Genomic DNA, 25,751 nt, shown 5'->3' on the forward strand with positions numbered 1-25,751 from the left:
AAAAGGGGGAGGCATGGCCGCACGCATACGCAAAGCGCCCCGCAAGACGCCGAGGCCGAAGAATCCCGATGCGCGCAGCGCGATGCCCCACAACCGGCGAAGGACGCGGCGGGGTGCGGCCGAGCGCGGAGTCCGCATACGCATGTACCGGCAGGGTCTCGGCGACTGCTTCCTCCTCAGGTTTCCGAAACGCGACGGCTCCGATTTCAAGATGCTGATCGACTGTGGCGTCATCCTCGGTAGTGATGTCCAGCGCCTCCGGGCGTGCGTCACCGATCTCGCCAAGACGACGAACGGCGAAATCGACCTGCTCGTCATCACGCACGAGCACTGGGATCACCTCTCCGCGTTCCTGGACGCAAAAAACGAAATGGCCGGCATCGTCTTCCGTGACGTCTGGCTGGCATGGACCGAGGACCCTGCAGATCCAGTGGCCCGCGAGATCAGAGCGGAATTCGAGGCCCATAAGCGGCTCTTGTTTGGCCTCAACGATGCAACATCGGAGCGTCTCGCGTCGCTGAGCCCAGGCGCGCGAGCCATCCATCCGCTTGCGCCGCTCTCAGACCTTCTCGGGTTCTTCGGCGCGGCTTCGGGCAAGACGCGCGATGCACTCTCGGAAGCCCGCAGCCGTGGCAGCGTGACGTACCGGAAACCGGGCGACCCGCCGTGGACTACTCCGGATCTCCCCGGCATCAGGATCTACACGCTGGGTCCGCCGCGTGACCCGAAGGCAATCAAAAAGACGAATGCCGCAAAGGAGCAGTACGAGATCGCACCCGGTGCAGAGATGATCCGCTCCTTCTTCGCAGCGGCTAGTGTCAATGACGCCACAGCTGACCCGAGCGGCGGTATTGCCGGCCTCTTTCGCGCTGCCAGCATGCGCGCCGATGAGGGAGGCAGGCTGGCTGACGTCCAGGCACTGGATCAGCCCTTTGACCTTACCTATCAGCGTGCCTTGGACGAAATCGAGGCCGAGCGCAAAACGGATCGCAGTAGGTGGTCTTCGACACTCCGCTTTCTCGATCGCTATTACTGGGGCCCGGATCCCGACAGCGGTCGGCCTGATCAGGACTGGCGGCGCATTGACGATGACTGGCTGGGTCTCGGCACCGAGTTGGCGCTTGCGCTCGATAACGCAACCAACAACACCAGCCTTGTGCTCGCTATCGAGCTTGTCGAGAGCGGGCGGGTGCTGCTGTTTCCCGCCGACGCCCAAGCCGGCAATTGGCTTTCATGGAATGACCTCGCATGGAGCGTGGACGGCAAATCCGTTACCGCCACTGATCTGCTGCGGCGCACGGTCTTCTACAAGGTCGGGCACCATGGAAGTCACAACGCGACCATGAAGTCCCAGGGCCTCGAGCTGATGGAGAGCACGGATCTGGTCGCCTTCATTCCCGTCGACGAGGTGATGGCCAAAAAACGGGGCTGGAACAGGATGCCTTTGCCAGCGCTCGTTGATGTCCTCCGCGAAAAGACAGCGAACAGAGTGCTGAGGTCGGACGACCCGAAACAGACGAGCTACGCCGCATTCCGCGGACGACTCGAGGTCGACGACCTCTTCTACGAGTACGCGGTTCCCGAGCAATGAGATTAACCGACCACGGATAGCGCTGGGGAGGAGTGCAAAATGCCGAATGCCGACGCCATCAGATGGTTCAAAGGGGAATTTCAGCGCCGCATCGAAAGCGCCATTGCCGGTACTCCCTTCAGTCTTGATATGCTGACGGCTGTCGCCTGCCAGGAAACCGGCTACATCTGGGATGTGCTCCGTAAGCAGAACCTGAGCAAGAACCGCTTGCTTGGGCTCTGCGTCGGCGACACGTTGGACGAGGACAGGGGCCGCAGGGCCTTTCCTAGGACGAAGGCTGCCTTGCTGGCCAAGCCCCGCGGACTGGAGATGTTCAACATCGCGCGTCAGGCCTTGATCGACATGGCGCAGTACATCCCAAGCTACAGGGCCGCGGCACGGCAATCCAACAAGTTCTGCCACGGCTTCGGCATCTTTCAGTACGACCTGCAGTTCTTCCTCAACGAGCCGGACTACTTCCTTGAGAAGCGCTATGCGGATTTCGACGCCTGCGCTGCAAAGGCGGTGGAAGAACTCAGTGCGGCGATGAAGCACATCGGATGGCAGAACAAGGCGTCATTGACCGACATGGAGATGGTCGGCGTCGCCATTGCTTACAACACCGGCACCTACCGTCCGAGCAGAGGCCTAAAGCAAGGACACTTCGACGGCCGTAAGTACTACGGCGAAAACTTTTTCGAGTTCCTCCGCCTCTCGAAGACGGTGCCCTCGCCGGGGGCGGCGCCCGCGATTGCGGCGGCAGGGCGAGGATTTGCCGCACTACCACCCCCCGCTGCCGGTGTCCTCGAAAGGGCACCTCTACAGGGTCGACGTGCGAGAGAGCACGCTACGCGTGCGCTCGGAGCCGTTGATTGACCCGAAGGACACAAGCGCGAACGTCATTGGCGAGCTGCCCGATGGACACGTGCTGCGAGCAGTGAGCCCGAAGAAGGTCAAGGGCTTCCTTGAAATCGAGACAAGCTTGCTCGGAGCCCACTATCGCGGCTTCGTGCTCAGCAAGTATGTAAAACCAGCGGGGCGCGGCGCCATGGCGACCGCCGCGCCTGGCGTAAAAGCGCCGACGCCGCAGATTCCGGCCGTGTACATGCCGCGGCGCCCCGGCACGGTCACGAAGCGCACGCAGATCGCAGGCGCACATTCGCTCAACGAGCCGCAGCAGCCCAGCCGGAAGGGCGAAACGCCGGACGAACTCCGCGCCGAGCTCGCCAACATCATCAGCTACCTTGCCGTCGATAACCCTCGGCACGAGCGCTACACGCCTCGAAGCGACCTGACTTTCTGCAACATCTATGCGCACGACTATTGCTACCTTGCAGGCGTCTACTTGCCGCGCGTCTGGTGGACGCCACGAGCCATCGAAGCCCTCGCTCGCGGCGAGAATATTGCGCCGCTCTACGGCGACACTATCGACGAGCAGCGAGCCAACGATCTCTTTCGGTGGCTGCGCGACTTCGGGCTACGTTTCGGATGGCGCCGGTCCGCGACGCTGAGCGAGCTGCAAACCGAAGCTAATCAGGGCGCTATCGGTCTTATCGTGGCGCGCAGAAAACAGGATGGCCGGTCGGGCCACATCGTGGCAGTTGTGCCCGAGACGGAAGAGCACCGCGCCAAGCGCGACCGCTCAGGCGAGGTGGTGGCGCCGCTGCAAAGCCAGGCTGGTGCCGTCAACTTCCGCTATGGCGCGTCGCGTCGCGAATGGTGGAGGGGAGCCCAATTCGCTGACAACGCCTTCTGGCTGCACGCTTAGGAGCGTCCAAGCCACTCTCGCGTCCCATCTTTCCGGCCAGATGTTCGCGACAGCAATTGCCGAAATGCTGAGCCAAACCGCATTCCGTGTCGACCAAGATCCTGCAACACGGCATTTGCATGAGAATGTCGAGCTAGCCGTTGCCGCTGATTGCAGTGAGTCCTTCGTCGGCTCGCGGTGCGCGCGGTCCTACGGTCTCTGAGACGAGTTGAGGATGACTACTCGGTGCTCGCCCTACAAAAGGAAGAAAGCGAGGAGCAGCAGGACGGTAGCCACCCCTGCGATTACGAGCTGTACGCCGCGAACGAACTTACGGTAATCCCGCAGGTGTTCTGCATAGTCGTCCTCGGCTGCAATTTCTCCTTCCGCGAGCCGCACGCGCTGCACTTTGGCCATTGAACCTCCGTCGATCCGATGCTTGGTGCGATGGTGGCAAAGATCAATCGGTGTGCTTTGATTTTGGTCGATAGCGTCGCTGTCTATTAGTTCACGACCCAGGGCGCCATCGCGACGAACGCGGCCGACGTCGCGGAGATCATCGCACAGCGTCCACCTTAATTTTGACGAATGGGCGCTTGCGCACCTGGGTTGCCCACTGTACTAGGCCAAGGCCTTCACGCTTGCACACATCGCGCCGATCCAGGATTCTCTGCAGCTGCCTGTCGGGGAGCAGTTCCGTCATAATTGACAGGCCTTCGCAGTCGCTTACGTGGGGCAGGATGGTGCGGGCGGCTTCAGTTGCCCCACGCGTTTCCGCTTCGCTTAATTTCCCTTTGTCCGCCAATTCGACCAGTGCGTTTACCGTGCCGATGGCACAGTCATGGTCGAGTAGCATTTTCTCGATGTAGTCCTCGCCCAAGACTTCAACCAGTGACGGGTAGAGAGCTTCCTCCTCGTAACGAAAATGCGGGCCAGTCAATCGCGCCGCCTTGCCGATCATCGCCGTAATCCGTGCCTTGTTGTGGGCCCTGAACGCTTCGATAAGCGCGAGCAGAGCGTCGCGAATCTCACGGTGCTCCTCGCGGAAGGCTATGGCGAATTCGTCAGTCAACATCCGACGGCCCTCTCAGCATTGGCTGGTTTCCACCCTTCTGCCACTGAGACAGAGGAGGTTGAAATAGCCGCCCTTGTTTCTGCTCGCGTCTCCTGATCAGCGGAGGGCAGACATGGTCGTCCCAATAGTTCAGCTGGCATCGCAGGCAATCAATGCACTCATTGGCGTTGATCGCACCGAGCGGATCGATAGCCTCAACCGTGCAACTCTCAGCACAGAGCTGGCATTCACGTCCGCACTGCTTTCGCCGCCGTTGCCAGTCGAACATGCGGGAGCGCGTTGGGATCGCGAGCGCGGCCCCCAGGACGCACAGATAGCGACAATAGAAGCGCCCGATGAAGAGGCTAGCGCCAAGAAGAACAGCAGCGAAAAGTACAAACGGCCATTCACGTACGAAGCGCAATAGAACGACGGTCTTGAACGGTTCGACCTCCAAGAGCTGCTCTGCAAGAACCATGTTGCCAAGCGATACTCCAAGAATCCCGAGAAATAGGACGTACTTCAAGCCTGAGAGACGCTCGTGCCACCCATAGGGCGGGCTGATCTGACGGATGCCGATCCGTCGAGCCGCTCTGTTGAGAAGCTCCTGGGCCGCGCCGAAGGGGCAGAGCCAACCACAATAGGCGCCGCGTCCCCACAGCAAGACCAACACCACCGTCGCACTCCAAAGTATGAAGATAAGTGGTTCTTCGAGGAAGAACACCCAGCTGAACCCGGTGGTCAGGGCATGGGTGAAAGTGAAAACGTGAACGGCCGAAAGTTGAGCTTTCGCGTAGAGGCCGAGCCAACCAATGCTAAAGAGGAGAAATCCCGTGCGCAGCCAGGTCAGCTGTGTGCGCCGCCTCACGAACCAATTCTGGCAAAAGAAAATAGAGAGGAGCAGGACGAGAGACAGCGTAAGGATTGCGACATCGAGCTTGCCCGACTTCCAGGTTTCTACCCACGACTGCTCGCCACCCAGACTCATGCCGGTTGGATCAATGCGGCCCCCATAGCCAGCCCAAGCGTAAGCGACGGCGAGCACTAGGCCCGCGGTCGCAACAATGGTGCGCAGCGACAACCTCAACCCACGCGTAGTTCTGCGAGGCCCTGCGCGCTTACATCCAGCAGTAGACAATTTCCCTCGGCCCTTCCGCACCGACGGGGTTGTGAAGCGGACGTGTGGTCTCCGATTTACCATGCTGCTGGAGAGCGGTCCTTAGGCTGTCGCTCCGAAGTTGCAGTCGTACCGCTGGGCCGGTTCTGGATTCCGCTGCGGGGGATGCGCAGCCCCCGACGCGGAAGCTGGTTCGGGGCAACTGGACCAGCATTCACGATAGACCCCGCCATTCGGCGCGAAGCCCATCAATGTTAGTATGGCGACAAAATACGATGTTGAGCTCATTACTGTGCTCTGCTGCTTAGCGTGGGCGTTGAACTTGGAACACGCGTCACAGCTAGCTGATGTGACCGCGGGGGTTCCATGGCCGGTTCATTTGACCGTCTTGTCGTCCTGCGGAGGGCGTCGCAATTATCATCCAAAGGTCGGCACTCGCGCATGCGCCCTTGCGGGCAGGCCTCCGCGAAATCATCCAGGTCGCCCTCAAACCGGGCCTCGTGCGACACCAAACTGATCCAAGAGATCCCGCGTGCCGGCATCATCAGTGTCGCGCAGCTGTGAATTCCTGAAAAAGGGTGGCGTTGGGGCAAAAGCGGGGCGGACACACCACTCGTCTTGCCGCACCCAACCACACATCGCATTCGCGGCTAGCGGTGCAATTCAGACATACGGTGCGGGCCCTGGCAAAAGCTTCGCCGCGGTCTCTGCGTGCCGCTGCTGCTTCGTCTACTCCCAGGACCCGCATCATGCGCTCCATGAGCTCGGCCTGACGCTCAACTTGCGCAACCATTGGCCAGCGCTCAGCGGGAGCATGCATTGAACACCTAGTATATCAGGGGCACAAAAAGCTTATTGAGAGCGCACTCGACCGTCATTGATTTTGGTTAAGCGAGCTCTCCCAGCGGCGGGCCCCAGAGCGAACACCGCAGTTGGCCGGCGCCCATTCGCCCAATCGCATCGGCCCGAGCACGCCAGGCACAGCCACTGACGGAGATTGGCGACGTCCGCTCATTGCGTGCCGGCGCGCCACCACGTCTTCAACGCGGCAAAGCTGAACCGGCGGGGATCATCGCGCACGAGACGGAAACCGAGACTGTCCGGCGGCGTGCCGACCGAACAGCCCCCGCCTTTCGCGTCCCTGACGAAAGATATCATGTAAGCCCGATGACGCCCTTCAACGACACGAACGCCGCAGTTCTCTGTTTTCTCCTTCTCAACGGCACCGGTCTCCGTAATCCTTGCGCGAACATGGCAGCTGCTCGTCCATTCCCAGACATTGCCCGACAGGTCCGATATCCCGTGTTCATTCTCACCATAAAACCCCGGCGGTTTTGGTTCGGGGTCCGCCTCGACACCACGCTCAGTGTTGCGCCGGTATTCCGCGATCCACCGCTTTGACGGATCATTTCCATCGCTACCGATGCCGAGCGCATCATCATAAAAACGGCTTCCCGCCGCATACGCCCATTCCTCGTCGCTCGGCAGCCTCCAGACCTGACCTGTCTTTTTGGAGAGCCAGCTCGCGTAGCTCTGGGCATCTTCAAAACTCATTCCCGTTACGGCCACGCGGTTATCGGTCGCTTGGCCTGTGTCTCCTGGCTCGCAGGCTCCGGCATCGACGCAGCGCGCATAATCCGCAACGCTGACCTGGTACTTCATTACGTGGAGCGGGTCTGTGAAGCCGATATCGATCAGTGGCGCATCAACGGGAATACCATTTCTCAGATATTCGCCGGACGCACGATAGCCCATTGATCCGGGCGCGATCGCCATCGTCTCAGGCGCGGCGACCTTGGGACCCGCTGCGCCTTGTCGCGCCATCCAGCCAATCAGCCCAAAGGAAAAAAGAGCGACAGCAATTGCTGAGGCCGAATGAAGAACGGAACTCTTGTGTCCGCAGAGCATTACAGTGTCCGCTGAGACCAGAGCGGCCTATGTGCCGACGGGGCGCAGCATGCTTCGATGAACCAGCGCGCCCGTCAGTCGGTAGCAATCGGTGCTGGCGGGGCGACCTGTTTAATCAAGTCGTCGTTCCACTTGCCTTCCACCTGAATATGTGCCGCTGCTCCCAGGTTTACGGCCTCAATGAGGTTGTGGTTGAGATAGGCATAGAGGCCAGGCTGCCGGAATGTGTAGAGCGCCGCTCCCGCAGAGCCACCGCGAATGAACCATGTCTCGAGATCTACCGCAGGAGGATTCGCGAAACTGCCTTCTTCCCAGACATAGTCGCCGTGCCCGCCGATGAGGTGGGGCCGGCTATCGCGGTTCGCTTGAGAGTGCACGATCAGCACGGTCTCTCCGACCCTGGCCTTCAACGCGTTTTTCCCTGTCAGAGATCCGACTCGGCCATTGAACACTACGTGCGTCGGGATCAGTCCGTTCATGACCTTCACCATGTCCTGATAGGCGTCACCGGCGGACGGATAAGTTCTGTATTTGCCGTTTGCGTCGCGTGGAATGTAGAAGTCGTTCTCACCGACGTAGAAGACCTTGTCATATTTCAAGGACTTGCCATTTGCGTCGCGCAGGCCGTCGCGGGGAAGCACCATGATCGCGCCGCTCATGCCAGAAACGACATGCCAGGGTGTCATCGGTCCGCCAGGCGCGCAGTGATAGACAAATGTTCCGGCGCGAGTTGCTTTGAAGCGCAGCTTCGTCTGTTCGCCGGGGCTGACTAGTGTGAGCGCCGCGCCGCCCAGCGCGCCCGTCGCAGCATGAAAATCCGTGCTATGCGCCATGGAGTTTGTGGCGGGATTGATGAGCGTCAGTTCGACATAGTCATCCTGATGCACAACCATGAGCGGGGCGGGAATCGAGCCATCGTAGGTCATGGCGTGAAGCATCGTTCCCTCGTCGTCAATGACGATGGGTTCTTCCTTTATCGTCAGAGTGAATTCCATCACCTTCGGACCAGAGGTCGTCGCCTGTTCATGCGCATGCACGAACGGTGGGGCGACTAGCGTCACCTTTTCGCGTGAAAGGGCATCGACGTTTTCATCCGCCGCTGACGCAGGGCCGGCAATCAGAAAAGCGGAAATTGCTGCACCCGCTAGTGCTTTGAATGCCGTCGGCATGCATTTCTCTCCCTCGGCCAGCTGTTCTCATTCTTGGTTATCCGTCTCGGCTCAGCGTGCGATCGACGCGCCGGGTGGACCGAATACGTGCAGGGATGCGGGCGGTATCGCACCGGGTGCCGGCTAGGCGGGCTGCGTCGCCAGCTGCATCGTCGTTGTTCGAAATTGGCAGCGACGAGCTCCACCGAGCTTCATAGTGCTCAGCCAACCGGGCGACAGGTGCGAAGGACTCCGTCGACTTCACGGCCGCCTCCTCGAGCGGGTATCGCTCGAGAAACTCGTCTCATGTGCCCAATCGAGAAACAGCGCTTATGTGCGAAAGGCAATGGCGCATTTAGACCCACCGTATTTGATTTGGCGCAAGCGGCGAGGTTCTGGTCGAAGTCACACACTTAACCGTGGTTAGGGAGAATCCCGCCCTTTCGAAGTACTGAGAGGGCGGCAACCGAGAGCCCATTTGAGGAAGCGCGATAAGGAGGAGGGAGGCTCCCATTGCTGATTTTGGTGCGGGAGCCCAGGGGCTGAGGCGCCAAGCGCATTCGGCAGCCAGTCTTCGACAACGACCTGCGCCTGCTTAGTGGAACGAGCCGATTGCGCATATCAGCTCGTCAGGATCTGGTTCGCCTTCGGAGGATGCGATGGCGTGGATCGGTTCCCGCTTTGGTGGCGTCGAACGGGAGAGGAGCGTCGACACCTGTCCCCACCGGACGGGCATTAGCGATTATCTGGTCCTGCTCAAGCCGCGGGTGATGACCCTCGTCGTGTTCACGGGCGCTGCGGGGCTGGCTGCAGCTCCGGGCGCTGCGGACCCGGCGACCGTGCTGGTGGTCTTACTTGCCATGGCTGCCGGATCCGGCGGCTGCGGCGCCCTCAACATGTGGTACGACGCGGATATCGACGCGCTCATGGGGCGCACGCTGGACCGGCCCATACCGAGCGGCCGTGTGTCGGGCGGAGAAGCCCTGTTCATCGGTACCGTGCTGTCAGCCGGCTCGATCATCGCGCTCTACGTCCTGATCAACAGCCTTTCGGCTGCTCTCCTCGCCTTCACCATCGGCTTCTATGTCCTCGTCTACACGATGGGCCTTAAGCGGCGCACGCCGCAGAACATCGTGATCGGAGGGCTCGCCGGTGGGCTGCCCCCCGTGATCGGCTGGGCGGCCGCCGCTGGTTCGATTGACCATCGGGCGCTCGTCCTTTGCCTCATCATCCTGTTGTGGACACCGCCCCACTTCTGGGCGCTCGCGATCGCCCGCGCGTCCGACTACGAGAAAGCCCGGGTTCCCATGATGCCCGTGGTCGCAGGCGCCGCAGCGACCGCGCGGCAGATCTTCGCCTACGCCATCCTCCTGGTCGCTGTGTCCTTCCTACCTGCAGTCCTGGGCATGGCTGGGCCGATCTATGCCATTGCGGTTTCCGGTCTCAACGGCGTGCTTGTGTGGCGTGTCGCTGATCTGTGGCGGGTCACGAGCGCCAGTGCGCCAGCCTCACGCGCGGCGCTGCGCCTGTTCGCATTTTCGATCCTCTATCTCTTCGCGCTCTTCGCGGCCGTCATCGTGGATGCGCGATGAGGGACGACGCATGAGCAAATTGCGCGTGACCCAATCAGCACATCAAGCGGATCTATCCTTGGGCCACGCGCCCCATGCCGGGCTGGGGCACGTCTCCTACGGCGGGAGCACCGAACGCCGCGAGCTGGCCGCGCTTCATGCAGAACTGCGCTTTTGGGCGCTGTTGGCCGCGGGCTCGCTCGCCATTGCCGGAGCGTTCGGGTTTCTGCTTGCCGTCTCCCGCGTTCCGGGCAGCGAGACGATTGTCCACTGGCCGATGGAATTCTTCTCCAAAGGTCTCGTCATCCACGTGATCTTCTCGCTCGTCGTCTGGTTCCTGGCGATGTTCGCGTTGCTAACGTCGTTTGCCACGATCGAGATCGCGCCCGGCATGCCGCGTTGGGCGCCGGCCGGGCGCCTGGGCCTCGTCTTAGTTGCAATGTCCTTCCCCATGCTCTTCGTCCCGGCCTTCGGGGAAGAGACCGTGGCCACGCTCAATAACTATGTTCCAGCGATCATCCATCCGAGCTACTACCTCGGCCTCGTATCCCTCGCTGTCGGCATTCTGCTTCCGGTTCTTCGCCTTTTCGCCAACGTCGCTTTCTTCACGGGCCGGCTCGAGGGGCTCGTGGCATCGATGACCGCCGCCGGCGTCGTCTACTGCGTGGCGCTCGGCGCGTTCATCGCAAGCCTCTACGTCTCGTGGGGCGAGGACCCCTCGCGCATAATGCACGAGCACTTGTTTTGGGGCGGTGGTCACCTCCTTCAATTCCTAAACTGCCTGTTGATGCTGACGGGCTGGTACGTGCTTGCGCGCGACCTGTTCGGGCGGGATGTTATAGACCCAGATGCGTTCCGCCTCTCCGTGGCGCTGGTCGGGCTCTTCGCGCTGCTCGCAGTACCGTTCTATTTCGTGTTCGACCCGTTCTCTGCCGAGCAAACGGAGGCCTTCCGCCGGCTGCAGTTCCTACTCGCGTTTCCAAGTCTGCTTATTGCGGTCCACGGACTGCTGGGCGTAGTCCGCCATGCCCAAGTGAGATCACTTCCATGGCGTGATCCGGGCTTCATGGCCCTCGTTCTGTCACCGGTCGCCTTTGGTGTCGGAGGGATCATGGGGCTGCTGATCACCGGCTCCGACACGCGCACACCGGCGCATTATCACGGCGTGATCGCCGGGGTGAACCTTGCTTGCATGGGCTTGATGCTCACCTACTGTCTGCCGAGATTGGATCGCCCCGTTTCTAGTGGCACAGGGCTCAGGCTCCAAATCACCCTGTTTGGACTGGGACAGCTCTTGGGCTCGATTGGATTATTCCTGGCGGGGGGCTACGGAGCACCGCGCAAGACGCCGAGCGGCGTGGTCGAGCTCGCCAACGGCGCCGTGATTGGCATGACCCTGCATGGGATAGGTGCGCTCCTGGCCATCATCGGCGGCGTGATGTTCGTGGCCACGGTGCTCACGGCGCTACTACTGCGCGGTGCCGCAACAAGACGTGGCCTATCCGGATCGCGCCCGGTGCAATGAGCTTAATCACGGGATTGCAATGCGTTACCCGAGTGCGCTGTTGCACCTTGTGCCGCTCGGTCCACCGCATCATGCGCGCTTCCGACTTCTCGGGCCCGATCTGTCGATGAGCGGTGGAGAGCCCTGATGCCAACTGCGGCGGTTAACATCGATCAAGTCGAGTGAGCGTCCAACGTGGGATACTAAGTCCGAAACGAAAAAAAGATGAGGGATAAGGGAGGAGTCTGTGGCTGAGACACATCCCGCCGGTGACACGGGCGCCGGGCCGGAGCGCATACCTATCATGCAACAGATCCTCGACAACCCGTTCCTCCTGTTGTTCATCGGCGTGACAATTCCCACGGTGCTCTATCTGGTCTGGGGAGTGATCGAGCTCACGCAGATTCCCATCGCACGGTAGAGGGGCCGTCATGGCTATTCATCCGCCCGAGGCAAAGGTGTGGTGGAAGGAGCACGTCGCACTCAGCGAGCTCCTCTGGATCTGGCTGGCTTTCCTCTGGGGCGTCATCATGTTCTTCATGATGGTGTACTGGCACCTCGAGGGACGACAGAACATTTCGACTGAGGCGTATCGTATTGACCCGCAAGTCTATGAGAAGCGTGTCGATGAGTTCGTAAAGGAGTTCAAGGTACGCGATGAGGGCGATACGGGAATTCCGGTCGTTCGCCCGCTGCCCGGTAATGACGCCTATATGCTGGCGCGGATTTGGAGTTGGTGGCCGATCCTCGAGCTGGTGAAGGGGCAAACGTATCGGCTGCATCTATCGTCGATCGATCTTCAGCATGGCTTTTCGGTGCAGCCGGTCAACATCAACATTCAAGTCCATCCGGGCATCGAGCACGTCATTACGCTTACGCCGACCGAGGCTGGGGAGTTCACCGTCGTCTGCAACGAGTTCTGTGGGCTTGGCCATCACACGATGGTCGGCCGCATCTACGTCGTAGAGCCGGGGCAAGCAACTCCAGAGCCGGGAGCGGCCCAGACCAGGTAGCGAGGTTCGACCATGGCATTGGCTGCTACAGAAACCGGCATCATCGGCGGGATCGCTGCGAAGTTCCGCACATGTCCCGTCACCGGTCTGAAGATTGATCTCGCCGCCCAGCGGCTGATCAAGGCCAATGCTGTTGCCGCCGTCATCTTCCTCGCTATCGGGGGGCTACTCGGTCTTCTCGTCGCGCTGACGCGCTGGCCCGCAGTTCACCTGCTATCAGCCGACTGGTTCTATCTGGTGCTGACGGCGCACGGAATCAACGTGCTCTTTCTTTGGATCATCTTCTTCGAGATTGCCGTCCTTTATTTCGCTTCGGCCGTCTTGCTGAATTGCCGCCTGGCGACGCCGCGCCTCGCTTGGCTCGCCTTCGTAATGATGATTGTAGGCGGATTGCTAACGGACGTGGCGGTCTTTCAGGGTGACTCGACCGTCATGATGACAAGCTATCCGCCGATGGAAGCCGACCCCAACTTCTATCTCGGCCTGATCCTTTTCGCGGTTGGCGCTCTCGTTGCATGCTTCATCTTTCTCGGCACGCTAGTCGTCGCGAAGGACGAGCGCACCTACGAAGGCTCGATTCCCCTCGTCACCTTTGGTGCACTCACCGCATGCATCATTGCCATCTTCACGCTCGCCAGCGGTGCAATCATTCTGGTCCCGACCTGGCTCTGGTCGCTCGGCTACATCACCCACATCGATACAGTGATGTACCGGGTTGTCTGGTGGTCCATGGGGCACGCGTCCCAACAGATCAACGTCTCGGCCCAAGTGGCTGTCTGGTATGCTGTTGCAGCGATCACCGTCGGCGCTCTGCCGCTGTCGGAGAAGGTCAGCCGCACGGCCTTTTTCCTCTACATCCTTTTTCTACAGCTCGCGGCCGCGCACCACATGCTGGTTGACCCGGGCTTGAGCCCGGAATGGAAGATCTTCAACACGTCGTATGCGATGTACCTCGCGGTGCTTGGCAGTCTGATCCACGGCATGACGGTGCCGGGCGCGATCGAGGCCGCGCAGCGCAAGAATGGCTACACCAAGGGCGTATTCGAATGGCTGCGCAAGGCCCCGTGGGGAAATCCTGCTTTCGCGGGCATGTTCTTGTCGCTCGTGATGTTCGGCGTTCTTGGCGGCATTACGGGTGTGGTGATGGGCACGCTGCAGCTCAACATCATGATGCACAATACGCTTTATGTTCCAGGCCACTTCCACGGAACGGTCGTCGCGGGCACGACGCTGGCCTTTATGGCGATCACGTACCTGCTGCTTCCGCTCATTTTCCAGCGCGAGGTGATCTGGCCGCGACTCGCCAAGCTCCAGCCCTATCTCTTTGGCATCGGCGTCCTCGGCATCTGTCTTTTCATGATGGGCGCAGGGACGCTCGGTGTCGCCCGTCGCCATTGGGACATCACTTTCACCGACGCGCCGCTCCACTTCGACTATCCAGGCGCGGCGTTCCTGATGATGGGTCTTAACGGCATCTCGGCCATTCTGGCGACGATCGGCGGCATGCTGTTCGTCCTAATCGTCGTGGGCAGCGTGCTGTTTGGTAAGAGGGTCGACGCGCAAAACGCGGTCTCCGCCCTGGGCCCAGTCACCACGCGGCAAGTGGGGGATGAGATCGCCACCTATGGCAGCGCCGGCACATGGCGCCTGCCGGGGACCTTCGTCTTGATCGCGGTCTTCTTTGCGGCGTTCGCCCTCTACTACTTCGTCAACTGGAAGTACCTCTCAGAGCTGTGGCTGCTGCGGTAAAGGCCGAAGCCGGCCCCAAGCAAGGGGTGAGGCTCATGAGCCGATGCCTGACATTCCTGGTCGCCGTGCTGCTGATCTCGCCCGTTGCCGCCGGTGAGCGGGTGAGCCAGGCTGACGCGCTCACACTGTCACAGGCTGCGGTGGGAGTGCGGCTGCCCGATTTGAGTTTCGTCGACACGGAAGGGCGGCGCGTGCGCCTCTCCGATTATCAAGGGCGTCCTTTGTTGATCAGCATGCTCTATACGGGCTGCACGAGCATCTGCCCGACCCTGATCGATAGTCTCCGCCCATCGGTGGCGGCCGCCCAAGAAGCGTTGGGGGAGGACAGCTTCCACGTCGTGACCATTGGGTTCGATAGCGGAAACGATACGCCCGCCCGGTTGAGGTCGTTTGCCCGGCTGCATGAGGCGGAATTGCCCAACTGGTCGTTTCTTGCTGGCGACCAGGAAACACTTGATCGGCTGGCAGAAGCGGTGGGATTCACGTTCTTTGCTGCTGCGGGAACCTTCGAGCACATGGCCCAAGTCAGCGTCGTCGATCAGCAGGGCCAGCTCTATCAGCAGGTCTACGGCGGCACATTTCCGCCGCCCGCCATCGTCGAGCCGCTCAAGGACTTGGTTCTCGGCCGGCGCCATCCGCTGGCTTCGCTCGAGGGAATCGCGGATCGCATTCGGCTGTTCTGCACCATCTATAACCCGCGGACCGGCCGCTACTACTTCAACTACTCACTCATAATAGGCCTCGTCATCGGAGCGGGGTCTCTGGTTCTCATCTTGACAGTGCTCTTGCGCGAGCAGCGCCGCACCTTGGCGCAGGCGAGGCGAGAGCCATGATCAATACGCTGCGCCGCTCCGTTCGGGCGGTCTTCGACGGGGGCGAAGCACTCCTCGCCAAGGTTTTTCCGTCCCAGTGGAACCCGCTTCTGAACCTCAGCGCGCTCAGCTTTCTGTTCTACTGGGTGATCACTGCGAGCGGGATATACCTCTACATCTTCTTCGACACCGGCGTGGAACAAGCTTATCGGTCAGTCGAGTACATCACCCAAGAGCAGTGGTATGCGGCCGGCATAATGCGGAGCATGCACAGGTATGCGTCGGATGGCCTCGTTCTCACCATGCTGTTGCATGTGTTGCGCGAGTTCGGTCTTGACCGGTATCGCGGGGTGCGATGGTTCAGTTGGGTGACGGGTATCCCGGTCGCGATGCTCGTCTTCGTGGCTGGCATCAGCGGCTACTGGCTAGTCTGGGACAAGCTGGCCCAGTACGTGGCGATCGTTTCGACCGAGTGGCTCGACCAGCTTCGCATCTTCGGGGCGCCCATTGCCAGGAACTTCCTGTCGCCCGAAATGCTGGACAGTCGCTTCTTCACGCTGATGATGTTCATCCACATCGCGGTGCCGCTGATTGCGTTGCTGATCCTGTGGCTTCATCTGCAGCGCATAGCCAAGCCGCGGATCAATCCTCCGCGTGGTCTCGCCTTCGGAACCTTCGCCTCGCTCCTCGTCCTTTGCCTTGTGCACCCGGCCGTGAGCCAAGGCCCTGCCAATCTCTCCGAGGTGCCCAGTCCCGTCGGGCTCGATTGGTTCTACCTCCCTGCCTTTCCCCTGCTCGAGACGATGCCTGGTCCGGTGACCTGGGGCGCCGCCGCGGCCATATTGATCATGGTGGTTGCCCTACCCTGGCTGCCGCCCTTGAGGAAGCCGAAGGCGGCCGTCGTCGATCCTGCCAACTGCAATGGCTGCCGCCGCTGTTACAATGACTGTCCCTACACTGCCATTGCGATGGGTCAGCGGAGCGATGACATGCCATTCGCAGCCCAAGCGGTCGTCGACCCGAGCCTGTGCGTGGCGTGCGGAATCTGTGCCGGTGCCTGCCCGAGAGCAACGCCCTTCCGCAAGCGCACTGAGCTCCGTCCCGGAATCGATCTGCCAGAATTGACGACGGCCGGCGTCCGCAGCGCCGTCGAACGGGCGGCTGCCACGCTCCAGGGCAAGGGGCGCATCATCGTGTTCGGCTGCACATCAGGGGTGCCGCTCGACGGGCTACCCCCGGGTACTGCCGCGTCGGTGCCGCTCAACTGCATCGGCCAACTGGCGCCGTCGTTCATCGACTATGTGCTGAGCATGGGCTTGGCAGACGGCGTTGTGCTAACCGGGTGCACGGAATGTGGCTGCCGCGCGCGGTTCGGTATCGAGTGGACGGAACGCCGACTTGCACGGGAGCGGCACCCATATTTGCGCAACGGGGTGCCGCTCGAGCGAACCCGCACGGCATGGGTGGGACGGCGCGGACGCAAGAAGCTCTTGGCCCTCATCGGCCGGTTCTCCGATGAGCTTGCTGCGATGCCGCCCAGCGAGCCGGCATACGAGCCGATACGTCGGCCCCCGCGCACGGTGCAGGAGAAAGACACAGTCGATGCTTAAGGCGCAGCAATTCATTGGCCAGGCGCTTTTCTACGCCCTCGTAGCGTGCACCATCGGCTACCTCTCGAGCCGGCCGTTCTATGCAGGGTTCCCGCAGGATGCGGCCCAGATCAAGCTGAGCTTCAGTCATGGCGCGGCCCACCGGGAGGCGTGCCGCAAACTGAGCTATCAGGAGATCATCAAGCTGAAGGGGAGTGAGCGCCGTCCCAGTACGTGTGCGCGTCAGCGCATGTCGGTCCGCGCGCAGCTCCTGCTTGATGGGCGCACGATCTATGACGCCGTCCTGCAGCCGACCGGACTTTGGGGCGACGGCCCTGCGCGCACGTATCAAAAGTTCGTTGTGCCCGCCGGCCGCCACACGGTCGAAGCGCGCATGCGCGACAGTGGCCGCGAGCAAGGCTTCGATTATGAGAATCGGACGATGCCCGATCTCAGGCCCGGGCAGAGTCTCGCCATTGATTTCAGAGCCGACAGCGGCGGGTTCACCTTTCGATGAGATCAACGCCCTCGGCCGCAGTGCACAAAGCAGTTGCCGCAGCAGCGTCCTGAGCACCGCCGCGCGTCTTAACCAGTATAGAGCTGTTATCACATTGGCTGCGTGTCCAGTGCGACCGGCGGCGCGCCGAATAAATTTCTCACCCTGGCAACCTTGCCCGAAGGTCCTTTCGCAATTTGCGGGACAATCTCGATGTCCACGCGAACGACGTCCGCCAGGCCTTCGGACTTGAGCGAACGGAACACGAGCTCACGCATCCTGTCGGCGGACAGGACCTTGCTGGGCTGGGGCGCAGCCCGCAGCACGAACGTGTTAAATCCGGTCTGCAGGACTTGGTGCTCGGCGACCTCTAGGTAGTGGTGCATCGCTACGAGGAAGATGTAGGATGGCAGCTCGCGATAGCGGCCGCCAACCTCAATCCAGAGTTTGTCCTTGCTTCGACCTTCGACCGACTTTATGTGCGGCAGGCAGCTGCCGCAGGCGCATGGCGTCGGGCTCATCGTCACTATGTCGTCGACTTCGTAGCGAATGAAAGGCTGCACGCGGTTATAGAGGTTCGTCAGGAGCACCTTGCTGCCCGCCACCCCATCGGGCACGGGACGCATCTTCTCATCGACAACCTCCAAGATCGCCAGGTCGGCATTCAGGTGCGAGCCGGAATAGTGGGGACAGCCAGAGCTTAAGGCCAGGCATTCACCCATTGCGTATTCGTCCGTGACGTGCACGCCGAACACCGTCTCGAGCCATGCTGCTGACGATGCGGGCAACGGTTCGCTGATGTTGGTGATCTGCTTCAGACATCCGGTCTGGCGCAGGCGCAGTCGCCCCGCACTCTCTTCCCGTGCGAGAGCTTCGAGCGAGCTCGTGTAGCCGGTAATGAACTCAGGTTGAAAGGCATTGAGCCGGACAACGTTCTCTTCCATCGGATCGAATACCGACAGGTGTAGGACCTTGAAGAAGGGTTTGGCTGCGGCCGGCAGGTAGCCGAACGCCGCTCCGCTCGGGTAGAACCCCGGCTGCTGAGTGATTACGGCCATGCGTGCGGGATTCCACAGACGATCGACATGGGGCAGCCAACGGCTTTGCACGGCTGTACCACGCGCGAACTGCACGGCAAACGTGAGCATCAAAGCCTTCTTATCCTGCACGATCAATGCCGGCTGGCCCTGGCTGCCCGAGGTGTGACAGATGCCGTACCGGCCGAGGTACAGCCTGCCGAGATTGCCGGGCTCAGCGATGAGGTGCTCCACGTCGCACCGCTGGATCCGCCGGTCCGTCACCACGTCATCGAAACTCGCCATCATGTCGGACTTGCTCAACGTCGGCAGGTCCGACAGGCGGCACTGCGTGACGTCGATGCCCGCAAAGCGTCGCCTGTAGAATGGGGAGTGCTGCTTGGCGTGCAGGAGAAGCTGCCGCAAGCGCCTTGTTTGCTGCGCCCGCACGCTGGCCAGGTCGCCGCGCCACTGCGGCCTCAACCGGTAGAGCATGATGACCAGTCGAAGAAGATCCCTCATGAGTCACCACTCATGGAAATCATGCGGAATCGTCGAGCAATTGGGGTTACCCGCTTTCCTCGTGTGGGACCGCGAAATCGCCGATCCGCAAATCATGAAATGCGCCGCAGTATCAGCCTTGCATCTCGCGCAAGTCGCCACTCACTCCGTCGACGACCGCGTCCCTGATCAGGCACAGTCCTGTCACGAGGCGATTGACCTCGGTTAACCGAGCGGCCGTCTTGGACTGCCCAAACGTTTCTGGCGGCGAGGAATGAGGTTCGCGTGGGGGATATCAGCATGGCCCGCGCCATCCATGTGCCCGCGATCATCCACTAGGTCGGCGGGCTCACCATGGTGACGCTGGTGGTGCTTCCCGGCATAGTACGCAGTGCACCGGCGGCGGACAGACTGCATCTGTTTCAGACCATCGAGGGACGCTTCGCTTTTCAGGCCCGCGCTTCAACGCCGATTGCGGCAGCGAGCGGCCTCTACATGACCCACCGTCTCGCAGCCTGGGACCGCTTCACCGATCCAGCATTCTGGTGGATGTACACGATGGTGCTGGTCTGGGCGATCTTCACCATAGTCCCGTTCATCGCCGAGCCATTATTCCTTCACAGATGGTCCCTTCTGTCGAGAAGCTGGTCCAACCTGGATGCGGTCTGGGCGCGAGTCTCATATTGGTTGGCCTTGTGGGCCTTTTGACGGCACTTTGATGCGCCTGCGAAGGCCTCATGCCTTATGGCATGACTTGGACATTGGGGGACGAGGTGAACGACTATCTAGCGCTGCTTGTTGGTGTGATCTGTGCCGGGGGTGGCGGCGAGCTGTTCGTGCGCGGCACGGTCGGCATCGCCAGCTCGCTGCGCATCTCCCCCGGCATCATCGCAGCCACCATTGCAGCCTTCGCGACCTCGAGCCCCGAGCTGACGGTGTCGTTGACGGCGGCCCTGGCCGGTACGCCGCAGATCGCCCTCGGCGATGCGCTCGGCAGCAACGTCGTCAATGTGGCCCTGATCGTGGCCGTGGCCGTTTTGATCGTGCCGATCGCCGCGCCGCGCGACGCGATCCGGCGCGACTTTCCGGTGGCGCTCATCGTCCCGGTGATTATCGCGGTGCTGCTTCTCGACGGCGTGCTGTCGCGCCTCGATGGGCTGGTGCTGCTCGCCCTTTTTGCCGGCTGGCTCGTCGCTGTCGTGCGCGAGGCGCGGCGGCAGCGTAGCAGCGCACCGGAGGTGCTGGGCGAGCGCAAGCCGACGCGTGCGGTCATCGAGGGCATTGCCGGTCTGGCACTGCTGGTGCTTGCAGGACGGCTGATCGTTTCGGGCGCCACGGGGATCGCAGTGGCTCAGGGCGTCGATGCGTTCTTGATCGGCGCCACGGTCGTCGCGCTGGGGACGTCGGTGCCCGAGCTCGCCACGGCGATCATCTCCGGCCTGCGTGGGCACGAGGAGATCGGGCTGGGGACGATTCTCGGCAGCAACATCTTCAACGGGCTGCTGATCGTCGGGACGGCGGCGAGCATTGCCCCCATCACCATAGGCATTCAGGAAGTCGCGCCGGCGATCGTTCTCGGTCTTGCGGCCTTGGCGCTCACCTTCCCGCCGGCTTCGGGCATCATCGGGAGATGGAGAGGCGCGATCTTGCTCGGCGTCTACGCCGCTTATCTCGCTGCCATGCTGCAGTGGGGCGGGGTGAGCTGAGCGGCTCGGCGGAATGGACGTGCCGTTGACGCTTGACGCAGTAGCGCGTTCGCCGGGTGTCTGTCCTCGGCATAGATAAGATCAGGTTAAGGATTGCGGGCTCTAATTGTCACACAATTGGGCCCGGAGCGTCAGCGTGCTGTCCAAAATAGTCGGTGACTGGCGTACGCTGTTGCGCCCTCTGACAGAAGACCGACCTCCAAGCACCGCGCCGACGGCGGGGGCTGCGGGTGTTGCGCGCCTCACGTCCGATGCCACAGCCACTCCCACCTCCGATCGCCTCGATGGCTATCGGCAGGCCCTGGAGGAGCACTTCTGCATCACGGTCACCGACCCGAATGGACGCTTGCTCGAGGTGAATGACCGCTTCTGCAAGGTGGTTGGCTACGAGGCATCCGAACTCATCGGGCAGCACTACGAGCTCCTGAGCTCCGGCATGCGGATGAGTGAGACCCTCGAAGAGATGTGGGAGACCGTGCACGCAGGTAAGACCTGGCGCGGGGAGCTCTGTGATCGCGCCAAGAACGGGGCTGACGTGTGCTTCGAGTCGATCGTCATTCCGCGCTTCAATCGGCAGGGCGAGATCGAGCAATTCATAACGATCAGCACTGACATCACAGCGATCCGCGAGCAGGCCCAGTCGCTGCAGGCGATGATCGACAATTTTCCTGGTGGCATCGCGCTCATCGATCGTGAGCTGAAGCTGATTGCCAGCAACAGGCTCTATCGGACGCTCCTCGACCTTCCCGACACCCTGTTCGCCGGCTCGGCGCCGAAGCTTGAAACCTTGGTCCGCTTCCGCGCCGAGCGCGGCGACTACGGTCCGCTTCCGGTCGAGGATGCGGTGACGACCCGGCTCAAGACGCTGCTCAGTCCGGTGCCCATAACGACGGAGCGCAACGAGTTTTCGGGGCGGACGCTGGAGATAACCTGTGTCCCGGTCCACGGCGGCGGGCACCTCAATACCTATCTCGACGTGACCGATCGACGGCGCGCCGAGAACGAGCTCAAGCGGGCGCACTCGACCTTGCAGGCCTTCATTAAGCATGCGCCGGCGGCCGTGGCCATGTTCGATACGAACATGCGCTACATCGCCTATACCGACCGCTGGCTGCACGACTACAATTTGCCCGATAAGCCCCTCATCGGCCGCAGCCACTACGAGGTCTTTCCGGAGATCCCCGATCACTGGAAGGCGAAGCATCAGCGCATTCTGCGCGGCGCGACCGAGAGCTCCCCCGAGGAGGTCTTCAAGCGCGCCGACGGCTCGATCAACATCATCCGCTGGGAGGTGCGCCCCTGGCATCTGGAGGATAACAGCATCGGCGGCATGATGATGCTGACCGAGGAGATCACCGAGCGCAAACGGCTCGAGCAGCAGCTGTGGAAGCTCGCCAAGCAGGACAGCCTCACGGGATTGCCCAATCGCCTGCTCTTCAACGAGCAGCTCGAGGCTCTGCTCGTTTCGGCGGCGGAGAACCATCAGCGCTTTGCCGTCGGGCTGATCGACGTCGACCGTTTCAAGGAAACCAACGATATTCTCGGCCACGCTGCAGGCGACGAGCTGTTGAAGGAGGTCGGCGCGCGCCTGCAGGGAGCACTGGCGCCGTATGGCGGTGTGGCGCGACTCGGCGGTGACGAGTTCGCTGTCCTCATTTCCATGCACAGCGATCCGTCGGCGCTGAGCTGCGCCATCGACGCCATGTTCGCCGCGCTGAAGCCCCCCATTACACTCGGCGGCGTTCAGCATAGATGCACCATAAGCCTAGGCCTTAGTCTGTTCCCTTCCGACGCCAAGGGAGTGAGCGAGCTGCTCAAGAATGCCGATCTGGCACTCTATCGCGCCAAGGATCTGGGGCGTGACCGCTACCAGTTCTACGTTCCCGAGATGCGCGCCTCATTCGAGACTGCGTACCAGCTGCATCGTGACATCCAAAGGGCGCTGAATGGCGGCGAGCTGGGGCTGCTCTACCAGCCGATCGTCTCGCTCGAGGGGTCGCAGCCGGTCTGCTTCGAGGCACTGCTGCGCTGGAACGATCCGCGGCGGGGCCTGCTTGCTCCGTCGGACTTCGAGGAGATCTTCGACGATCCCAAGTCGGCGGCCGACGTCGGCAAGTGGGTCATTGATCAGGCGGTGCGGCAGGCGGCAGCATGGGAGCGCAGCGGTCTTGAGTTTGGCCGCATTGCCATCAATGTCACGTCGGCCGACTTTGCCTTGGGCACCTTTTCCGACCTCGTGCGCAGCAAGCTGCGCGAAATCGGCGTGCGCCCAGAGCGCCTGTGTATCGAGGTCACCGAACGCGTGTTCCTGGGGCGCAGCGCGGTCGGCGTGGCGGTTGCGCTGCAGGAGCTGCACGATTTGGGCGTCGAAATCGCTCTCGACGACTTTGGTACCGGCTTTGCTTCGCTCTCCCACCTCAAGAAGTTGCCCATCGACCGGCTGAAGGTGGACCGCTCCTTCGTGCGCGACATGGAGACCAATCCGGACAACATGGCGATCGTGCGCACCATCGCGCACCTGGGCCAGAGCCTCGGGATCAAGGTCACCGTCGAAGGCGTCGAGACGCGGTCGCAGTTGACGCTGCTGCGGGCGATGGGGTGCGACACCATGCAGGGCTATCTGTTTGCGCGGCCGATGGACGGCTCGCAGGTGCGCGCCTTCATCCATAGAGAGCGTGCGCTGAGCGCCTAGGTCGGCGCGAGTCGCCGGCGCCAGCCCCGCCCCGAAGCGTTTGCCCGGCAAATCACCTTGACGCGCCCGTCCCGGTCATCATGCTGCGCCGCGGTCGAACGGTGGGAGTGACGGCAGCTTGGACATGGATTGGATCAAAACCGCTTGCCCCGAGGCTTCGGCGGCGCACCGCATGGCCGCCGAGGCGCGCCAGAATGCGTTGACCAAGCCGGCGGGCTCGCTGGGGGTGCTGGAGTCGCTGGCGATCCGCCTCGCGGCGCTGCAGGCAACCGGCCGCCCGCGTGCCACGACGGCGCCCATCGTCCTGTTCGCCGGCGATCACGGCATCACCGCGCAGGGTGTCTCCGCCTACCCTGCAGATGTGACGGTGCAGATGCTGCACAACTTCGCCAGCGGCGGAGCGGCGATAGCGGTGCTGGCGCGCGAGCTCGGCGTTTCGCTCACTGTCGTTGACGCCGGCACCCTGGCCGCGTCCGATATCTCCGGTGTGACGACTGACAAGCCACGCCGGGGCACGCGCGATTTTTCGCGCGAGCCGGCGATGACGAGCGAAGAGGTGGGTTTCGCGCTCGCAGCCGGGCGGCGCGCGGTGCAGCGAGCCATCGGAGAGGGCGCCGACCTCGTCGTACTCGGCGAGATGGGGATCGGCAACACGACCGCTGCCGCCGCCATCGCCACCGCGCTGCTCGGCGCCCGCGCCCAGGATCTGGTCGGTGCCGGCACCGGGCTCGACAGCGAGGGTATGAGCCGCAAGGCGCGCGTCATAGACGTGGCGCTGAGCAAGCATGGCCTCGATGCCGGTGCGCCGTCCGCGCTCAGCGTGCTCACGTGCGTCGGCGGCCTGGAGATCGCTGCACTGGTCGGCGCCATGATCGCCGCGGCGCAGACCCGCGTGCCGGTGCTGGTCGACGGGTTCATCGTCTCCGCGGCGGCGCTTGCAGCCGTGGGGGTCAACCCGTCGTGCGCGCCGTGGCTGATCTACTCGCACCGCTCGCTGGAACGCGGCCACCGCCTCGTGCTCGACGCGCTCGCTGCCGAGCCGATCCTCGATCTCAAGCTGCGGCTCGGCGAGGGCTCCGGCGCCGCGCTGGCGCTCCCGATCCTGCGGCTCGCTTGCGCGCTGCACGCACAAATGGCGACGTTTGCCGAGGCGCGCATCTCCGGCCCGGCGCCATGACGCTCATCGATCTCATTCGACACGGCGAAACGGAAACGCCTGCGCGGCTGCTCGGCCGCACCGATCCCCCACTGTCGGAAGCCGGATGGGGGCAATTCGAGCGGCAGACGGCGGAGCGAGCCTGGGACGCCATCGTTTCATCGCCGCTCCAGCGCGCGCGCATGCCGGCGGCGCAACTGGCATCTGCGCGCGGCGTGGCGCTGCGTGTCGATAACGACTGGGCGGAGCTCGACTTTGGCGCGTGGGACGGTCGCGCACTGGACGAGCTGCAGGCCGACGCTGCCACGGCCGATGCTGTCGCCGCGCTCTACCAGCGGGCCGACGCCTCTGGCGCGCCGGGCGGCGAAAGCTGGAGTTGCCTGCAGGCGCGTGTCGCCCGCGCCATCGACCGTCTTCTCGGCGAGCCACTGGTCGCCAGCCTGCTCGTCGTCACGCACGCGGGGCCGATGCGCGCGGCCATCGCGCTTATTTGCGCCATACCATTCGCCAATCTTTGGACGTTCAGGATCGATCCTGGCACCCGCATTACCCTGCGCGCCGGCCGCGATCCGCGCGCCGGTCTATGGGGCGAGATCGTCGAGGTCGAGCAGCCATGAGTGTCAACGCACAGATCCGCTCCTTTTCCCACGCGCTGCAGTTCCTCACGCGCTTGCCAGCGCCGCGCGTCGACGTATTCGACCCTGCCGATCTCTCGCGTTCGGCGCTGTGGTTTCCCGTTGTCGGCATCATCGTCGGTGCCATCCTCGCCGTCGCGCTGTGGCTCGGCGCCCTCGCCTCGCCCTGGATCGGCGCGCTGCTGGCACTCATCGCCTGGGTGTGGGTGACGGGCGGTCTGCACCTCGACGGCCTCGGAGATGTTGCCGACGCGCTCGCCGGCGCCCACCGCTCGCCGGAGCGCTTCCTGCAGATCCTGCGCGATCCGCACATCGGCGCCTTCGGCGCCATGGCCATCACCTTGCAGCTTATCGCCAAGCTGGTGCTGCTCGCACAGATCGCCAGCCCACCGGCACTTATCCCCCTAATACTCGTCGCTGCCTGGGCACGCTTGGGGGCGCCGGTGTGGAGTCTTGCGGTACCGCCGCTGGCAGCCGGGTCGGGCGAGCGCTTTTCCTGGCAGATCGACGCGCGCGTCGTGGCCGCCGAGGCGGCCGTCCTGACGCTGCTCAGCGCCTATTTCGCACCCGTCCTGCTCGGGGCCCTGGTCGTCATCCCGGCCATCGCCGCTTACTGGCGCTATCGCCTCGGCGGACTGACGGGCGATTGCCTCGGCGCCAGCGTCGAAGTGACCGAGACGATCTTGCTCCTTCTCATCGCCGCGCGAATGGCATAGCTTCCGCCCGAGAGCGCGTCGCGCGCCGCACATTCACGCCTGGGATAGGGG

The 25,751-nt window shown here is 62.5% G+C and carries 24 protein-coding genes; 17 read left to right on the forward strand and 7 right to left on the reverse strand.

Going from position 1 to position 25,751, the window contains the following annotated elements; all coding sequences use genetic code 11:
• Window positions 1–13: 13 nt before the first annotated feature.
• From F9K20_RS06440 to F9K20_RS06450, 3 genes are read left to right on the forward strand one after another with little or no spacing between them, the layout of a single operon-like run.
• Entirely contained in the window at window positions 14–1,591 is a 1,578-nt protein-coding gene (locus F9K20_RS06440) for an MBL fold metallo-hydrolase (RefSeq protein ID WP_290998794.1), read from the forward strand.
• 39 nt (window positions 1,592–1,630) lie between these two features.
• On the forward strand, window positions 1,631–2,446 hold the full coding sequence (locus tag F9K20_RS06445) for an SH3 domain-containing protein (RefSeq protein WP_290998797.1): 816 nt from the start codon (window positions 1,631–1,633) through the stop codon (window positions 2,444–2,446).
• On the forward strand, window positions 2,439–3,338 hold the full coding sequence (locus F9K20_RS06450) for a hypothetical protein (protein ID WP_290998800.1): 900 nt from the start codon (window positions 2,439–2,441) through the stop codon (window positions 3,336–3,338). The genes F9K20_RS06445 and F9K20_RS06450 overlap by 8 nt, the downstream gene beginning before the upstream one ends.
• Window positions 3,339–3,572: 234 nt before the next feature.
• Here F9K20_RS06450 and F9K20_RS06455 read toward each other — a convergent pair whose 3' ends face one another.
• From F9K20_RS06455 to nirK, 6 genes are all read right to left on the reverse strand, one after another.
• On the reverse strand, window positions 3,573–3,734 hold the full coding sequence (locus F9K20_RS06455; protein WP_290998803.1) for an aa3-type cytochrome c oxidase subunit IV: 162 nt from the start codon (window positions 3,732–3,734) through the stop codon (window positions 3,573–3,575).
• A gap of 139 nt (window positions 3,735–3,873) precedes the next feature.
• Window positions 3,874–4,392 carry a hemerythrin domain-containing protein gene (locus F9K20_RS06460; protein ID WP_290998805.1) on the reverse strand — a complete coding sequence of 173 codons (519 nt, stop codon included), beginning with the start codon at window positions 4,390–4,392 and terminating at the stop codon, window positions 3,874–3,876.
• Entirely contained in the window at window positions 4,382–5,452 is a 1,071-nt protein-coding gene (locus F9K20_RS06465) for a 4Fe-4S binding protein (protein ID WP_290998808.1), read from the reverse strand. Before F9K20_RS06465 ends, F9K20_RS06460 begins: the two co-directional genes overlap by 11 nt.
• A 580-nt stretch (window positions 5,453–6,032) precedes the next feature.
• Window positions 6,033–6,308: a DUF6455 family protein gene (locus F9K20_RS21250; protein ID WP_367115787.1), complete on the reverse strand. Its 276-nt coding sequence runs from the start codon at window positions 6,306–6,308 to the stop codon at window positions 6,033–6,035.
• Between the two features lie 191 nt (window positions 6,309–6,499).
• Complete coding sequence (locus F9K20_RS06470) at window positions 6,500–7,396, reverse strand: SUMF1/EgtB/PvdO family nonheme iron enzyme (RefSeq protein WP_290998811.1); 897 nt, start codon at window positions 7,394–7,396, stop codon at window positions 6,500–6,502.
• Window positions 7,397–7,470: 74 nt separating this feature from the next.
• Window positions 7,471–8,565, reverse strand: coding sequence for a copper-containing nitrite reductase (nirK, locus tag F9K20_RS06475; RefSeq protein ID WP_290998814.1), 1,095 nt, complete (start codon window positions 8,563–8,565; stop codon window positions 7,471–7,473).
• A gap of 638 nt (window positions 8,566–9,203) precedes the next feature.
• Here nirK and F9K20_RS06480 point away from each other — a divergent pair.
• From F9K20_RS06480 to F9K20_RS06515, 8 genes are all read left to right on the forward strand, one after another.
• Window positions 9,204–10,136 (forward strand): heme o synthase, encoded by a 933-nt coding sequence (locus tag F9K20_RS06480; protein ID WP_290998818.1) that lies wholly within the window; start codon window positions 9,204–9,206, stop codon window positions 10,134–10,136.
• A gap of 58 nt (window positions 10,137–10,194) precedes the next feature.
• Window positions 10,195–11,640, forward strand: a complete 1,446-nt coding sequence (locus F9K20_RS06485; RefSeq protein ID WP_290998821.1) for a cbb3-type cytochrome c oxidase subunit I — start codon at window positions 10,195–10,197, stop codon at window positions 11,638–11,640.
• A gap of 226 nt (window positions 11,641–11,866) precedes the next feature.
• The gene (locus tag F9K20_RS06490) at window positions 11,867–12,040 is read left to right on the forward strand and encodes a hypothetical protein (protein ID WP_290998824.1); all 174 of its coding nucleotides are present in this window, start codon (window positions 11,867–11,869) and stop codon (window positions 12,038–12,040) included.
• A gap of 10 nt (window positions 12,041–12,050) precedes the next feature.
• Window positions 12,051–12,632 carry a hypothetical protein gene (locus F9K20_RS06495; protein ID WP_290998825.1) on the forward strand — a complete coding sequence of 194 codons (582 nt, stop codon included), beginning with the start codon at window positions 12,051–12,053 and terminating at the stop codon, window positions 12,630–12,632.
• Window positions 12,633–12,644: 12 nt separating this feature from the next.
• Window positions 12,645–14,381 carry a cbb3-type cytochrome c oxidase subunit I gene (locus F9K20_RS06500; RefSeq protein ID WP_290998829.1) on the forward strand — a complete coding sequence of 579 codons (1,737 nt, stop codon included), beginning with the start codon at window positions 12,645–12,647 and terminating at the stop codon, window positions 14,379–14,381.
• 35 nt (window positions 14,382–14,416) lie between these two features.
• The gene (locus F9K20_RS06505; protein ID WP_290998832.1) at window positions 14,417–15,214 is read left to right on the forward strand and encodes an SCO family protein; all 798 of its coding nucleotides are present in this window, start codon (window positions 14,417–14,419) and stop codon (window positions 15,212–15,214) included.
• Window positions 15,211–16,803, forward strand: a complete 1,593-nt coding sequence (locus F9K20_RS06510; RefSeq protein ID WP_290998835.1) for a cytochrome b N-terminal domain-containing protein — start codon at window positions 15,211–15,213, stop codon at window positions 16,801–16,803. Before F9K20_RS06505 ends, F9K20_RS06510 begins: the two co-directional genes overlap by 4 nt.
• Window positions 16,796–17,299, forward strand: coding sequence for a hypothetical protein (locus F9K20_RS06515; protein ID WP_290998839.1), 504 nt, complete (start codon window positions 16,796–16,798; stop codon window positions 17,297–17,299). Before F9K20_RS06510 ends, F9K20_RS06515 begins: the two co-directional genes overlap by 8 nt.
• Window positions 17,300–17,388: 89 nt before the next feature.
• Here the strand turns inward: F9K20_RS06515 and F9K20_RS06520 are convergent, their stop codons facing one another.
• Window positions 17,389–18,816, reverse strand: coding sequence for a phenylacetate--CoA ligase family protein (locus tag F9K20_RS06520; RefSeq protein WP_290998842.1), 1,428 nt, complete (start codon window positions 18,814–18,816; stop codon window positions 17,389–17,391).
• Window positions 18,817–19,149: 333 nt separating this feature from the next.
• On the opposite strand from F9K20_RS06520, the gene F9K20_RS06525 reads away from it, so the two are divergent.
• The 6 genes from F9K20_RS06525 (at window position 19,150) to cobS (ending at window position 25,700) form a co-directional block, all read left to right on the forward strand.
• On the forward strand, window positions 19,150–19,503 hold the full coding sequence (locus tag F9K20_RS06525; RefSeq protein WP_290998845.1) for a hypothetical protein: 354 nt from the start codon (window positions 19,150–19,152) through the stop codon (window positions 19,501–19,503).
• A gap of 41 nt (window positions 19,504–19,544) precedes the next feature.
• Window positions 19,545–20,501 (forward strand): calcium/sodium antiporter, encoded by a 957-nt coding sequence (locus F9K20_RS06530; protein WP_290998848.1) that lies wholly within the window; start codon window positions 19,545–19,547, stop codon window positions 20,499–20,501.
• A 136-nt stretch (window positions 20,502–20,637) separates the two neighbouring features.
• On the forward strand, window positions 20,638–23,193 hold the full coding sequence (locus F9K20_RS06535; protein ID WP_290998851.1) for an EAL domain-containing protein: 2,556 nt from the start codon (window positions 20,638–20,640) through the stop codon (window positions 23,191–23,193).
• Window positions 23,194–23,311: 118 nt separating this feature from the next.
• A complete protein-coding gene (cobT, locus tag F9K20_RS06540; protein WP_290998854.1) occupies window positions 23,312–24,370 on the forward strand; it encodes a nicotinate-nucleotide--dimethylbenzimidazole phosphoribosyltransferase in 1,059 nt (352 codons plus the stop codon).
• Window positions 24,367–24,966: a histidine phosphatase family protein gene (locus F9K20_RS06545; RefSeq protein ID WP_290998857.1), complete on the forward strand. Its 600-nt coding sequence runs from the start codon at window positions 24,367–24,369 to the stop codon at window positions 24,964–24,966. The genes cobT and F9K20_RS06545 overlap by 4 nt, the downstream gene beginning before the upstream one ends.
• A complete protein-coding gene (cobS, locus tag F9K20_RS06550) occupies window positions 24,963–25,700 on the forward strand; it encodes an adenosylcobinamide-GDP ribazoletransferase (RefSeq protein WP_290998860.1) in 738 nt (245 codons plus the stop codon). The genes F9K20_RS06545 and cobS overlap by 4 nt, the downstream gene beginning before the upstream one ends.
• The last annotated feature ends 51 nt before the right edge of the window (window positions 25,701–25,751 follow it).

The organism is Hyphomicrobium sp. (genome assembly GCF_009026145.1).
In the GTDB taxonomy this organism is placed as follows: Bacteria; Pseudomonadota; Alphaproteobacteria; order Rhizobiales; family Hyphomicrobiaceae; genus Hyphomicrobium_A.